The sequence below is a fragment of the Streptomyces venezuelae genome, assembly GCF_008642315.1.
GTDB lineage: Bacteria > Actinomycetota > Actinomycetes > Streptomycetales > Streptomycetaceae > Streptomyces > Streptomyces venezuelae_D.
The window spans coordinates 634,967-647,882 of sequence record NZ_CP029192.1 but is presented as its reverse complement, the minus strand read 5'-3'; the positions used below and the strand labels follow the sequence as shown (position 1 = coordinate 647,882).

12 protein-coding genes are annotated in these 12,916 nt (G+C 72.2%); 11 read left to right on the top strand and 1 reads right to left on the bottom strand.

Annotation, left to right across the window (positions count from 1 at the left end; genetic code table 11):
• The first annotated feature begins 2 nt into the window (after window positions 1–2).
• From DEJ48_RS02935 to mmsB, 3 genes are read left to right on the top strand one after another with little or no spacing between them, the layout of a single operon-like run.
• Window positions 3–1,157: an acyl-CoA dehydrogenase family protein gene (locus tag DEJ48_RS02935; protein ID WP_150214183.1), complete on the top strand. Its 1,155-nt coding sequence runs from the start codon at window positions 3–5 to the stop codon at window positions 1,155–1,157.
• Window positions 1,158–1,174: 17 nt separating this feature from the next.
• A complete protein-coding gene (locus DEJ48_RS02930) occupies window positions 1,175–2,254 on the top strand; it encodes an enoyl-CoA hydratase/isomerase family protein (protein ID WP_150220911.1) in 1,080 nt (359 codons plus the stop codon).
• Entirely contained in the window at window positions 2,248–3,177 is a 930-nt protein-coding gene (mmsB, locus tag DEJ48_RS02925) for a 3-hydroxyisobutyrate dehydrogenase (protein WP_223831856.1), read from the top strand. The genes DEJ48_RS02930 and mmsB overlap by 7 nt, the downstream gene beginning before the upstream one ends.
• 222 nt (window positions 3,178–3,399) lie before the next feature.
• Here mmsB and DEJ48_RS02920 read toward each other — a convergent pair whose 3' ends face one another.
• Window positions 3,400–4,440 (bottom strand): hypothetical protein, encoded by a 1,041-nt coding sequence (locus tag DEJ48_RS02920; protein ID WP_150214181.1) that lies wholly within the window; start codon window positions 4,438–4,440, stop codon window positions 3,400–3,402.
• Between the two features lie 286 nt (window positions 4,441–4,726).
• Between DEJ48_RS02920 and DEJ48_RS02915 the strand changes: the two genes are divergently transcribed.
• From DEJ48_RS02915 to DEJ48_RS02880, 8 genes are all read left to right on the top strand, one after another.
• A complete protein-coding gene (locus DEJ48_RS02915; protein ID WP_317850898.1) occupies window positions 4,727–5,176 on the top strand; it encodes a ferredoxin in 450 nt (149 codons plus the stop codon).
• A 123-nt stretch (window positions 5,177–5,299) separates the two neighbouring features.
• Window positions 5,300–6,067, top strand: coding sequence for a class I SAM-dependent methyltransferase (locus DEJ48_RS02910; RefSeq protein ID WP_150214178.1), 768 nt, complete (start codon window positions 5,300–5,302; stop codon window positions 6,065–6,067).
• A 56-nt stretch (window positions 6,068–6,123) separates the two neighbouring features.
• Window positions 6,124–7,248, top strand: a complete 1,125-nt coding sequence (locus DEJ48_RS02905) for a FecCD family ABC transporter permease (protein WP_150214176.1) — start codon at window positions 6,124–6,126, stop codon at window positions 7,246–7,248.
• A complete protein-coding gene (locus DEJ48_RS02900; protein WP_150214174.1) occupies window positions 7,249–8,091 on the top strand; it encodes an ABC transporter ATP-binding protein in 843 nt (280 codons plus the stop codon).
• The gene (locus DEJ48_RS02895) at window positions 8,088–9,116 is read left to right on the top strand and encodes an ABC transporter substrate-binding protein (protein WP_150214172.1); all 1,029 of its coding nucleotides are present in this window, start codon (window positions 8,088–8,090) and stop codon (window positions 9,114–9,116) included. The genes DEJ48_RS02900 and DEJ48_RS02895 overlap by 4 nt, the downstream gene beginning before the upstream one ends.
• A gap of 8 nt (window positions 9,117–9,124) precedes the next feature.
• A complete protein-coding gene (locus DEJ48_RS02890) occupies window positions 9,125–10,321 on the top strand; it encodes a pyridoxal-phosphate dependent enzyme (RefSeq protein ID WP_411757521.1) in 1,197 nt (398 codons plus the stop codon).
• Window positions 10,318–11,559, top strand: a complete 1,242-nt coding sequence (locus DEJ48_RS02885) for an ATP-grasp domain-containing protein (protein ID WP_150214168.1) — start codon at window positions 10,318–10,320, stop codon at window positions 11,557–11,559. Before DEJ48_RS02890 ends, DEJ48_RS02885 begins: the two co-directional genes overlap by 4 nt.
• Window positions 11,556–12,854 carry an MFS transporter gene (locus DEJ48_RS02880; protein ID WP_150214166.1) on the top strand — a complete coding sequence of 433 codons (1,299 nt, stop codon included), beginning with the start codon at window positions 11,556–11,558 and terminating at the stop codon, window positions 12,852–12,854. The genes DEJ48_RS02885 and DEJ48_RS02880 overlap by 4 nt, the downstream gene beginning before the upstream one ends.
• Window positions 12,855–12,916: the final 62 nt, after the last annotated feature.

Here is a 12,916-nt window from a genome sequence, read left to right as displayed (position 1 = left end):
CGATGACCACGACGGCCACCTCCCTCACCAAGGACCAACTCGCCCTGGCCGAGGTCACGCTCGACTTCGCCGACGAGCACCTCGCACCGCACGCCGTCGCCTGGGACCGCGACAAGCACTTCCCGGTCGACGTCCTGCGCAAGGCCGCCGAACTGGGCCTCGGCGGTGTCTACGTACACGAGGAGCACGGCGGTTCGGGCCTCGGGCGCACCGACGGCACCCTCGTCTTCGAGGCCCTCGCCACCGGCTGCCCCTCCATCGCCGGCTACCTCTCCATCCACAACATGGTCGCCTGGATGATCGACCGCTACGGCGACGACCACCAGCGCGCCCGCTGGCTGCCGGACCTGTGCACCGCCGCGTCACTGGGCAGCTACTGTCTCACCGAGCCCGGTGCCGGATCGGACGCCGCGGCCCTGCGGACCCGCGCCGAACGCGACGGCGACACGTATGTCCTCACCGGCGTCAAGCAGTTCATCTCCGGAGCGGGCGCCTCGCACGTGTACGTCGTCATGGCCCGCACCGGCGGGGAGGGGCCCGGCGGCATCTCCGCGTTCGTCGTCGAACGGGACGACCCCGGCCTGACCTTCGGCGCCGACGAACGGAAGATGGGCTGGAACGCCCAGCCCACCCGCCAAGTGCTCCTCGACGGCGTACGCGTGCCCGCCGACCGGCGCCTCGGTGCCGAGGGCGACGGCTTCCGCATCGCCATGAGCGGCCTCAACGGCGGACGGCTCGGCATCGCCGCCTGCTCCCTGGGCGGCGCCCAGAGCGCACTGCACCGCAGCCTGGCCCACCTCGCCGACCGTGAGGCGTTCGGCGCGCCCCTCCTCGACGCGCAGGCGCTGCGGTTCCGGCTCGCCGACATGGCCACCGAGCTGGCCGCCGCCCGTGCACTGGTGCGCCAGGCCGCGGACGCGCTCGACCGTTCCGACCCGCGCGCCCCGCAGCTGTGCGCCATGGCCAAACGCTTCGCCACCGACACCGGATACACCGTGGCCGACCGTGCCCTGCAACTGCACGGCGGCTACGGCTACTTGAGCGAGTACGGCATCGAGAAGATCGTCCGGGACCTGCGGGTCCACCAGATCCTGGAAGGAACCAACGAGATCATGCGCCTCATCGTGGCCCGCGGGCTGACCGAGGCCGTCCGGTGACGGCGGTCCAGAGCCCGATGGCGGCGGCCGAGAACTCCGTGCTGACGTACGTCGAGGGCAGGGCGGGCCACGTGACCCTCAACCGCCCCGAGGCCCTCAACGCCCTCACCCACGCCATGGTGCTCCGCATCGACGAGGCGCTGACCGCCTGGGAACAGGACCCCGCCGTGGAGACCGTCGTCCTCACGGGCGCGGGGGAGCGAGGGCTGTGCGCGGGCGGCGACATCCGGTCCATCCACGAGGACGTCACGGCGGGGGACGGCGGGGCGGCGACGCGGGACTTCTGGCGCGACGAGTATCACCTCGACGCCCGCATCGCCCGCTACCCGAAGCCGTTCGTCGCCGTCATGGACGGCATCGTCATGGGTGGCGGAGTCGGCGTCTCGGCGCACGCCGCCGTGCGCGTGGTCACCGAACGGTCCAGGGTGGCCATGCCCGAGACGGGCATCGGCTTCGTGCCGGACGTCGGCGGCACCTACCTCCTGGGCCTGGCGCCCGGCAAGCTCGGCACCCATATCGCCCTGACCGGGGCGCAGTTGTCGGCGGGCGACGCGCTCAGGTGCGGACTCGCCGACCACTTCGTCCCGTCGTCGTCGCTGCCCCGTCTGATCGCCGACCTCGCCGAGGCGCCCGTACGTGCGGTCCTGGGGCGGTACGTCGAGGACGCGCCGCCCGGCCGACTCGCGGACGAGCGGCAGTGGATCGACCACTGCTACGCGGCCGAGACTGTCGAGGGGATCGTCGAACGCCTCGAAGCGGACGGCTCACGCGCCGCCAAGGAGGCCGCCGCGACGCTCCTCGGCCGCTCGCCCACCGCACTGAAGGTGACCCTGGAAGCACTGCGACGCGCACGCGAACTCGGCTCGCTCGAAGCGGTGTTGAACCAGGAGTACCGCGTGTCCTGCGCCGCCCTCGCCTCGCCCGACCTGGCGGAGGGAATCCGCGCCCAGGTCATCGACAAGGACCGCGCACCGCGCTGGAACCCCGGCACGCTCGCCGAGGTGACCGCGGACGACATCGCACGTTTCTTCGCGCCGCTCGGAGACCGGGAACTCGCCCTGGAAGGCGGCGCCGTGACGCAGGAGGTGGCGTGGTGAACGGGAGTGCGGAAACGGAGTCACCGGAGACGAGGACCGTCGCGTTCATCGGCCTCGGCAACATGGGCGGGCCGATGGCCGCGAACCTGGTCGCGGCGGGACACCGCGTGGTCGGGCACGACCTGTCGGCCGACGCACTGGCGGCAGCCGTGGACAGCGGCGTGACACCCGCTGCCTCGGCCGTCGAAGCGGTCCCGGGCGCCGACGTGGTCATCACCATGCTGCCCGCCGGGCGCCACGTCCTCGCGCTCTACCGCGACGAGGGACTGCTCGCCGCGGCCGCGCCGGGCACGCTCTTCGTCGACTGCTCCACCATCGACGTCGCGGACGCCCGCGCCGCGCACGAAGCCGTGGCCGAAGCGGGCCACCGCGGCCTCGACGCACCGGTCTCCGGCGGCGTGCTCGGGGCCGAGGCGGGCACGCTGACGTTCATGGCGGGCGGCGGCGCCGAGGAGTTCGCCGCGGCGGAACCCCTGCTCGCCGTGATGGGGAAGCGTGCCGTGCACTGCGGGGACGCCGGTGCCGGGCAGGCGGCGAAGATCTGCAACAACATGATCCTCGGCGTCTCGATGGTCGCCGTCAGCGAGGCTTTCGTCCTCGGCGAGAGTCTCGGCCTGACCCCGCAGGCACTCTTCGACGTGGCCTCCACCGCGTCCGGCCAGTGCTGGGCGCTCACCTCCAACTGCCCCGTGCCGGGCCCGGTCCCCACGAGCCCCGCCAACCGCGACTACCGGCCGGGCTTCGCGGCCGCCCTCATGGCGAAGGACCTGGGCCTGGCGGCCGGGGCGGCGCGGGCGAGCGGCGTGGATGCCACGCTCGGGCTGCGGGCGGCCGAACTGTACGAGGAGTTCGCCGCGGCGGGCGGGGCGGATCGCGACTTTTCGGCGATCGTGCGGGCGATCCGGGCGCGCTCGGAACGCTGAGTCCAGAACTCGTCGTGCTTTCACGGGTGTGAGCGTGTTCTCAGCGGGCACTCGATGTGTGGGCCCCGCCGTGTCTCCCCCGTCGCGGCGGGGCCTGTCGACTTTCCGAAGGGGCCCGGTTCCGCAGAGGGGCGGCGTGGGCAGGCGCCGGACATGGTGGTGCCCGCCCCCGGGGGATGTCGGAGCGGGCACCGGTCTCTGGGCCGCTTGCGCGGCGGGGCGTCAGCCGAACTTGACCGAGCTGATCCGGTCGTCGAAGCCGATCGCGGCCAGGTCGGCCACGTCACCGTTGACGACCTTGGACTCTCCGGTGCAGCCAGGACCCGACCAGATCTTCGCCGAGCCGTCGAGCGAGATCGACGAGGTCACCTCGGGGCGCGCGAGGTCCTGGCAGCCCTCGCCCGCGATGCCCTGGGCGGGGCCGTTGTCCGAGAAGTCCGCGTCGTCGAAGAGGATGGCGCTGGTGGCGGGCGCCTGCTGCGCCTCGCCCGGCACGGTCTCGTCGGGTGCGGGGGATTCGGGTGCGGGCGCTTCGGGCGCGGAGGCCTCGGGTGCGGAATCGTCCGTCGCGGCCTCGTCCTCCTGGCCGGCCGGCAGCCCGGACTTCTTCCCGTCGGGCTGTACGCCGAACCACGTGCCGCCGACGCCCTGCCCGTTGGTGTCGCCCGGCCGGGTGTCCTTGCTGAAGCGGTAGACCGGCCAGCCGCCGATCGTGACCTGGTGGGTGCCGTCGTCGCGGGTGATGACGCCCACCTGCGACCGTTCCACGCCCTGGACGAAGATCTTGCCGCCCGGGTCCACGAGAACAGGCGGCCACGTGGTGGCGCAGGCGTCGTTGCAGTTGGACTTGGACGGCGAGGCGGTGTCCTTGTCGAAGCGGTACAGGGTGAAGCCCGAACCGTTGACGACCACGGGGTCGAGGGCGCCCGCCCTGCCCGCCGAGAGCTGGACCCACTTCCGTTGCACGGGCTTGGTCGCGGGCTTTCCCGGCGGATTGGCCCAGTCCCCGGTGTTCTCGGGAGCCTTGTTCTGCCGCGCGGTACCGGACTTGAGGGCGAGCTCCATGGAGCCGGAGGTGTCGCGCGCCGCCGACGAGGCCTCCGAGCCCGCGTTCCTGGCGTCCGAGCCGCCGTCGTCGCCACCGCCGCACGCGGACAGGAGCAGAGCCCCTGCCGCGGCGAAGGACGCCAGCAGGGCGGCCTTCCGGCGGTACCCACCGCTCGCCGTGCCGTTGCTCTCATTGGTTCCGGTCGTGTGCGTCATCGCGTCTCCTTGGTCGGGCTCCCTGAGCGGGAGCCGCTGACTCGCTCGTCCTTTCGAGACGTGGGTACGGGGCCGGAGCGCGGCCCCGTTCAGCGCATACGGGACCGAGACCAAACCGAGACATTGTCTAAAGTGTGATCTCTTCCGGTAGTTGACCTGCTCCGTGATGGAAGAGGCTCAAGCGCATGGGTGGTACGCGAGAACCGACGCGCCGCTCCCTTGCGGAGCCCGGGGTTTCGTTCACCGTGCGGCGGCTACCCGTCCGGGACCGAAGGGAGGGGTCCCCGTGACAGCCACGACAACCCCGCCAGGCGTCCAGGCGAGGCCGACCGCGGCGTACCGCACGTCCATGCCCGCATCCGCACCCCCAGCGACGAAGGAGCCGCAGGAGCTCAGCCACGAGGATCTCGTCCGCTACCTGGAAGACCGGTTCGCCTGCGCGCAGGCTTGCGACGACTGCGCCCGCGTATGCCTCGTGCGCGAGGGTCCGGCCGCACCGGGCGAGGCCCCCCGCCTCAACACCGCCTGCGCGGACGTGTGCGAGGCGACGTCCCGCGTCCTGGCCGAACAGAGCGACCAGGACGAGCAGCGGGTGCGTATGCAGGTCGAGTGGTGCCGAGCGATCTGCCTCCAGTGCGCATCCCTCTGCGACCTGCACCCCGCCTCGGCCGCCTGCGCCGAAGCCTGCCGTCGCTGCGCGAAGGCGTGCGACGCCTTCCTGACCACGCTGGGCTGACAGCCGGGCTGCCCGCGACCGGTCGGCACGGGCCGGGAACCAGACGGGTTCCCCGCCCGACCACTGCTCCAGAGTCCCTACGCGATCACGCGCACCCACGCTCTGGAACGAGGTAGCAGCCCCATGAACTGGTACGAGGACGACGATTTCTGGTCGGACTTCGCCGAGACCATGTTCTCCGAGCGCAGGCGCGCGGAGGTGGCGGCTCTCGTCGACGGATCGCCGCTGCTCCGTTTCCCGGCCGGGAGCCGCATCCTCGACCTGTGCTGCGGACCCGGCCTCTACCTCGTCCCGCTCGCCCGCGCCGGCGCCACGGTCACCGGGGTCGACCTCAGCCCCGCCATGCTGAAGCGGGCCGACGCCGCATGCGAGGCGGCGGGCGTCGACGTCCGGCTGGTACGCGGGGACATGTTGACGCACGTCGAGCCGGAGACGTACGACGTGGTGCTCAACCTGTTCACCTCGTTCGGCTACTTCGACGACCCGCGGGACAACGAACGCGTGCTGCGCAACGCCCACGACTCGCTCGTGCCGGGCGGGCGGCTGCTCATCGACGTGATGGGCAAGGAGGTCCTCGCGGGCTGGATCGGCCGGCCCCAGGTCGTCGACCTCGACGGCGGCGCGTACGTGCTGCAGCGCGACACCGTCCTGGACAGCTGGACCCGGCTGCGCACCGACTGGACGCTGGTCCGGGGCTCAGAGGCGCGCGAAGCGTCGATCACCTCCTTCCTCTACAGCGCGGCCGAGCTGAGCACGCTCTTCGTGGCGGCCGGCTTCACCGACGTGCGCTGTTACGGCGACTTCGACGGCGGCCCGTACGACAACCGCTCCAAGCGGCTGATCGTGACCGGCACTCGTCCGGAACTCTCCTTGCACACGCGGGAACTCTGACGCACCGGCGGCCGACTACTGCTGTGCGTCAACGCGTGAGTGAACGAGGGGATTCCATGACCGAGGCGACATCCGCGACGCCGCCCGCGAGCCGCGCCGCACGCTCGCGGGGCGCACCGCGCCGGAGCCGCGAGGAACAACCAGCAGGCCGCGGGAGGCTGTTGACGACACTGGTCGCGCTCTCCGTGACGCTCGTGGTCTCCGTCCTCGCCGGCATCGCGCTGGGACCGACCGTCGTGCCGCTCGGCGACGTCGTGCACTTCCTCACCGCCGCACTCACCGGAGGCAGCATCGACGCGGACGAGGCGTCGGGCTACGCCATCGTCTGGCACGTGCGCACACCACGCGTCCTGCTGGCCGCGGTCGTCGGCGCCGGGCTGTCCGTCGTCGGCGTCGCCATCCAGGCGCTGGTGCGCAACGCCCTCGCGGATCCGTTCGTGCTCGGCATCTCGTCCGGCGCCTCCGTGGGGGCGACCGCCGTCGTCGTCTTCGGCGTCTTCGCGGGGCTCGGCGTCTACGCCCTCTCGGCCGCCGCCTTCCTCGGCGCTCTCGGCGCGACCGTGCTGGTGTACCTGGCCGCGCGCGGACCGCTCGGACTGACACCGCTGCGGCTCGTGCTGACCGGGGTGGCGCTGGCGTACGGCTTCCAGGCGCTCATGAGCGTGCTGGTGTTCCTCGCGCCGAACGGGCAGGCCGCACGGACCGTACTGTTCTGGCTGCTGGGCAGCCTCGGCTCCGCGACCTGGGAGTCCCTGCCCCTGGTGACGGCGGCGGTCCTGATCGCGGTCGTCGTACTGCTGCGGCACAGCCGGTCGCTCGACGTCCTGTCGCTCGGCGACGAGACCGCGGCCAGCCTGGGCGTGGACGCGGACGCGCTGCGCCGCGGCCTGTTCGTGCTCACCGCGGCCGTCACCGGACTCATCGTCGCCGTCAGCGGCGCGATCGGCTTCGTCGGCCTCGTCCTGCCGCACGTGGTGCGGATCTGGGTCGGCTCCACGCATCGGCGCGTCCTCGCCGTCGCCCCGCTGGCCGGCGCCTGCTTCATGGTGTGGGTCGACCTCGTCGCCCGCACCGCCTTCGCCCCCGAGGAACTGCCGCTCGGGGTGATCACCGCATTGATCGGCGTGCCGGTGTTCGTCGTCCTGATGCGCCGCCGCGGCTATCTCTTCGGAGGCCGGTAGATGGTTCTGTCCCTCCGCGACCTGACCGTCGAGGCCGCCGGACGTGCCCTCGTCGACCGGCTCAGCCTCGACGTGGCCGCCGGTTCGATCGTCGGGCTCGTCGGCCCCAACGGCAGCGGCAAGTCGACGGCGCTGCGCTGCGTCTACCGCGCGCTGAAGCCGACATCCGGGGCCGTGCTGCTCGACGGCACCGACCTGACGTCGCTGAAACTGCGCGACAGCGCCCGCTCCGTCGCCGCACTCACCCAGGAGAGCCACACCGAGCTCGACTTCACCGTCGAGGAAGTGGTCGCCCTGGGCCGCGCCCCTCACGCGCGGGGTAATCACCCCCTCACCGCCCGCGAACAGGAGCTGTGCGACGAGGCGATGGAGCGTCTGGACGTTGCCCACCTCGCCGACCGCAGCGTCCTGAGCCTCTCCGGCGGTGAGCGCCAACGCGTCCTCGTGGCACGCGCCCTCGCCCAGGAACCCCGCCTCCTGGTCCTCGACGAGCCGACCAACCACCTCGACGTACGCCACCAGGTGGAGCTGCTCTCGTTCCTGCGCGGCTCGGGCCTGACCGTCCTCACGGCGCTGCACGACCTGAATCTGGCGGCGCAGGTCTGCGACCGGATCGCCGTGCTCGGCGCGGGATGCCTGGTGGCCTCCGGCGACCCGGCCGAGGTGCTCACCCCCGAACTGGTGCGCAAGGTGTTCGGCGTCGACGCGGTCGTCGTACCGCACCCCCGAACAGGTCTGCCGCAACTGCTCTACGACCTCGCCCCGCCCCCGGCCGACATCGCCCCGCGGCCCGACGGCCCCATCCCCACCCCTGCCTCGTCCCCGGAAGGACCCCACTCGTGACCCGACCACCGTTCCCCCGCGCCCTCGCCGCCGGGCTGCTGGCCACCGGGCTCCTGCTGACCGGCTGCGGCGCCGAGGTCGAATCGGCGGCGGGCGGCAAGCCCGGCACCGGGACCGGCCAGGACGCCGACACCGTCACCGTCTCCAACTGCGGCAAGGACGTCACGTACAAGCGTCCCGAGCGCGCGATCGCCTACGACGTGAGCGGCGCGGAGAAGATGTTCGCCCTCGGCCTCGCCGACCGCATGCGCGGCTACGTCATGAACAAGCTCGGCGACCCGTCCATCAAGGGTTCGCCCTGGCGCGAGAAGTACGCCGAGGTGGACCGCCTCGGCAACGAACGCATCACCCGCGAGATCGTCGTCGACGCGAAGGCCGACTGGGTCCTCGCGGGCTGGAACTCCGGCTTCAGCGAGGAACGCGGCATCACCCCCGCCCTGCTGGACAAGGTCGGCGTCGCCAGCTACCTGCACACCGAGACCTGCTGGGACTACGGCGACAAGAGCGTCGACACGTCGCCGCTCCAGGCGCTCTACAAGGACCTGGACAACCTCGGGAAGATCTTCGGCGTGCGGAAGCGGGCCGACGAGCTGGTCGGCGACCTGAAGAAGCGGGTCGCCGCGCTGAAGAAGACATGGCCCGCGCAGGGCGACCCGGCCAAGGTGTTCGTCTACGACTCCGGCACCGACCAGCCGTTCACGGCGGGCCGGCACGCCGCGCCCGACGACATCATCACCGCCGCCGGTGGCGCCAACGTCTTCGGCGACCTCGACAAGGGGTGGACGACGGTGGGCTGGGAACCGGTCATCAAGGCGAAGCCCGACGTCATCGTGATCGTCGACTACGCCGACCAGCCCGCGAAGGACAAGATCGCCTACCTCAAGAAGCTCCCCAGCCTGAAGTCCGTACCGGCCGTGCGGAACAACCGCTTCCACGTCATGTCGTACGGCGACGTCGTCAGCGGCCCCCGCAATGTCGCGGGAGCCGAGGACCTGGGCCGCTACCTGCGTTCGGTCGGGCGGTGACGGCGACCGTGACCCCCACGCACACCGACGCCGCGCACGTCCCCGCCCCGTACGCGATCCCGGCACCGGTCCACGACCACATCACCGACGCGATAAAGGCCCCGGACCTGCTGCGGCTGTCCGGCAACGTCGTCCTCGCCCGCTTCGAGACCCTCAAGGTCTACGCAGCCCTCGGCGCGGTCCGCACCCTGCTCGAACGCGGCACCGTGAAACCGGGCCAGACCCTCGTGGACAGCTCCAGCGGCATCTACGCCCTCGCCCTGGCCATGGCCTGCCACCGCTACGGACTGCGCTGCCACATCGTCGCCTCCACCACGGTCGACGCCACCATGCGCGCCCAACTCGAGGTGCTCGGCGCCACCGTGGACCAGATGTCGCCCTCGGAGGACCTGCGGCTCGACCAGGAAGGCAGGGTCAGACGCGTCCGCGGGCTGCTGGCCGAACGGCCCGGCATGCACTGGATGCGGCAGTACCACGACGCCGTCCACTACACCGGCTACCGGGAGTTCGCCGCCCTCGTCGACCGCGCGCTGCCCGACGTACCGCTGACCGTGGTCGGCGCCGTGGGCACCGGCTCGTCGAGCGGCGGCCTCGTCGAGGCGCTGCGCGGGCGCGACCGCGACGTACGCCTGCTGGGCGTGCAGCCCTTCGGCAGCGTCACCTTCGGCAGCGAGGGGTTCAGCGACCCGGAGGCGATCATCGCCGGGATCGGCAGCTCGATCCCCTTCGACAACGTCCACCACGACCTGTACGACACGCTCCACTGGCTCGACTTCCGGCACGCCATGGCGGGTGCGGTGGGCCTGCTCCGCGACCACGCGGTGTTCGCGGGACTGTCGACCGGCGCGGCGCACTTGGTCGCGAGCTGGGAGGCGGCGCGCGACCCCGAGCGCACCCACCTCGTCATCGGCGCCGACACCGGACACCGCTACACCGACCGCGTCTTCGCCCGCCACCGCGAGGCGCTCGACCCGCGCACGCTGAAACCGCACCAGATCACCGACCTCGCGGACCTCACGCCGCCGTGGTCGGCGATGGAGTGGAACCGGCGGCGGTACGAGGTACGCAGCGGGGGAGCGGGGCCCGTACCGGCGGCGCGAGCGGTATCCGCACCGAGGGAGGCCCGACCCGTACGGGAGACAGACCCACTCACGCTTTCGAGCGACCCACTAGGAGCACCGCCCCAGGAGGCTCAGGCACGATGACCATCGCCGCACTCGAAGCACTCACCTTCGGCCTCGGCCGCCTCGTCGAGGCGGCCGGCACCGCTGGGCACCGCCTGTGCCTGCTCACCGGCGACCGCGACGTCTACCGTCACGAACTCGCCCACCTCGCCCCCGGGGCACTCGACATCGTCGACGTCGACACCCACGACGCCGGGGCGTGCGCGGCCGCACTGTCGGCCGTGCCCGACCTGAGCGGGCTCATCAACTCGACCGACACCTGGAGCGTGCCCGGCGCCGAACTCGCCGCCAAGTTCGGCCTGCCCGGGCCCGACCCGAGCGCGGTCCGGCTCCTGCGCGACAAGAGCCGGGTGCGCGCGCTCCTCCACGAGCGGGGCCTGAGCGGCAGCCGCGCCGTGGCGTTCCCCGCGACCACCACTACCGCCGCCTCCGACATCCTCCGAGAGGTCGGCCTGCCCGCCATCCTGAAGGATTCGGCGGGCACGTCCTCCCGCAACGTATGGCCGGTGCGGGACGAGCGTCAGCTGCACGCCGCGCTCACCGAAGCGGCCCAACGCCCCTTCAACGGATGGCTGTTCGCCGAGCGCTTCTTCTCCGGCCCGGTCTACAGCGCGGAGACCCTCGGCTGGGCGGGCGAGACGAGACTGCTCGGCGTCCTGAGCCGCCAGATGTCACCCGAGCCGTCCGTCCGCGAGGAGGCCGCCGCGTTCCCCGTGGCCTTCCCGCCACCCGAGCTCGACCGCATCGAGGAGTGGGCGGGACGCGTGCTCGCGGCCGCGGGCCACGACAGCGGCTTCGCCCACGTGGAGTTCGTCCTCACCGCGGACGGCCCGGAGCTGGTGGAGATCAACCGCCGTATCGGCGGCGCGCTCGTGGGCGAAGCCTTGTGCCGCGCCCTGGGCACGAACGTCTACGACGCCATGGTCGACACGGCACTCGGCCGCCGCCCCGCACTGCTGGACACCGCGCCGACAGGCCCCGCCCCCGGCCCGGCCACGGCCTTCGTCCTCGTCTACCCCGACCGCCCCGGCACGCTCACCGGCTGGACCGGCCTGGACGGCCTCTCGGCGTTCCCCGGATCGCCCGAGTGGTACCCCACCGCCGTCCCGGGACGACGCGTGGAGCACCTGAGCGACCAGCGCGGATGCACGGGCATCGTGCTGGCCGAGGCCGAAACCGCCGAACTGGCCCTGCACAGGGCCCTCAGCGCGGCCGGCAGCATACGGCCAGCGATGGCGGGCGACGACGATCGAGAATGACAGCGCCTCCGCCGCCACGCTTCCCGACCCCCACCCGCCTCACCCCCTTCACCCAGTTCACCGGGCCTCAGTACTTCCTCCTCGCAGGGTCCTTGCTCATACCCCTGGGCAGCTTCGCCGTGCTGCCCTTCATGTCCGTCCTGCTGCACGAACGGCTGGGCATGGAGCTCGGCACGGTCGGCGTGGTGCTGGCCGTCGCGTCGTTCGTACAGTTCTCGGGCGGCGTGGTCGGAGCGGCCCTCGCCGAACGCGTCGGCCTGCGGCGCACCATGCTGCTGGCCCTCGTGATCCGCACGGCGGGTTTCGCCGCGTTCCTGCCGGGGCTCAGCCGCCCGACGTGGGCGGTCGTCGCGCTGTTCCTCGTCTCCGTCGGGGCCGCGCTCTACCTGCCCGCCAACAAGGCGTACCTGGTGACGGGCGTGACGGAGGACCGCCGCGCCCCGCTCCTCTCCGCGAGCAGCTCGGCGCTCAACGGCGGTATCGCGCTGGGCCCCATCGCGGCGGCCCCCTTCGTCCTGACGGCATCGGCGGGCCTCTTCACGGCGGTCACCGTACTGTTCGCCCTGATCACGGCGGGCCATGCGGTGCTGCCGGGGGCGCCCACGGCGACGGACCCGCAACCGACCTCGGCGACGAACCCGCAACCGACCCCGGAGACGCACCCGCAGCCACCCCAACAGGCGCACCCGCAGCCACCCCAACAGGCGCCGCTCAAAGCCGACAGTCGCCGCCCGGACGCCACCCCGCCCTCGCCTCTCCTCCCCTTCGCGATCACCGTCCTGAGCGTGTACGTCTTCATGTTCTTCCAGCACTACCTCGCGCTCTACGCGGTGGGCAGGGCATCGACGTACTTCTACGGCCTGGTCCTCGCCCTCTACGCCCTCCTCCTCGTCGTCACCCAGCCCCTCCTGTCGGACTGGATAGCCCGCCTCCCCTACCCGCGCGCCCTGCGCATCGGTTTCACCGCGCTGGCCGCCGGGATGGCCGCGCTGGCCCTCGGCCACCCCGCCGCCATCCTCGGCGGCGCGCTGCTCATCTGCGTCGGCGAGATCGTCCTGTTCCTGAAGAACGACCTCGAAGCGTTGTCGCGGTCCGACCGCTCGCCCGCGGTCGTCTTCGGCCGGCAGCGCCTGGCGGCCGGGATCGGCGCGTTCGCCAGCGGGATCGCAGGGGGAGAGGGCTACGCGTGGGCCGACCGCGCCGACAACGTGGGCCTGTTCTGGCTGGCGGTCGCGGCCCAGTGCGCGCTGCTGCCGCCGCTGTTGCTACGCGCCCTGCGAGGGAGCCGCCGCTAGAACGCCGTCGCTGGGCGCCGTCGCTGAAACGCCGTCACTGGAACGCAGCCCCACCACTCATC